We start from the raw sequence: 274 nt of genomic DNA, 5'->3' as shown, positions 1-274 counted from the left end.
CATGGGTGCCAGGCGCTTATCAGCCGGCCAGGTCTTCATATAGTGTTGGCCGCGCTGAAACATCCGAAACCAATTGGTACTGCCAGATTCATTCGCCATGGCTCACCTCAACTAATGCTGTAACAATTAAAAAATAGTTATAACTACACAACTTTACGTGACATCCTTCAATTATTTTTGTCTTTAAAGGTGACTCCAGCTATTCTGACGCCGTTTTACCCCCTTTCCGGAAGCGGATTGCGCTTTTGGGAAGAGGCCTGAGCCAGGTTCAGAC

General features: G+C 46.7%; 1 protein-coding gene. It reads right to left on the bottom strand.

Annotation, left to right across the window (positions count from 1 at the left end):
• The coding region (locus SB756_RS29955) for a DUF412 family protein (RefSeq protein ID WP_410913218.1) at positions 1 to 63 on the bottom strand (63 nt) is incomplete at its 3' end.
• Positions 64 to 274: the final 211 nt, after the last annotated feature.

The sequence above is a fragment of the Pseudomonas sp. SIMBA_068 genome, from assembly GCF_046534705.1.
In the GTDB taxonomy this organism is placed as follows: domain Bacteria; phylum Pseudomonadota; class Gammaproteobacteria; order Pseudomonadales; family Pseudomonadaceae; genus Aquipseudomonas; species Aquipseudomonas putida.
This window is presented reverse-complemented; position numbering and strand designations above follow the sequence as displayed.